Raw genomic sequence first — 239 nt, forward strand, 5'->3', positions numbered from 1 at the left:
TTGAACTTAAGGCCGAACTTGATTTGGGCTTGGGTCATGACCATGAGGTTTGTCTCGTACCTGTTCTGACCACCCCAGCGCTCCACCGTAATACCCAGCTCTTGAAGATCATTAACGTACTCCTCCACCACTGCCTCAGGACCACCTATTATTATGACCTCATCCGGAGCGTAGCTCATAATCTCAGCAGTTACGTTCGGATCGTAAACACCCCACGTAGTCATCACAACAACCGCACC

Annotated in this window: 1 protein-coding gene; it reads right to left on the bottom strand. The window is 50.2% G+C overall.

What is annotated here, in order from left to right; all coding sequences use genetic code 11:
• Positions 1-239: cell wall-binding repeat-containing protein (locus E3E33_RS10840; RefSeq protein ID WP_370520411.1), on the bottom strand; the 239-nt coding region annotated here is incomplete at both ends.

It is taken from the genome of Thermococcus sp. GR5 (genome assembly GCF_012027535.1).
Taxonomy (GTDB): Archaea; Methanobacteriota_B; Thermococci; order Thermococcales; family Thermococcaceae; genus Thermococcus; species Thermococcus onnurineus.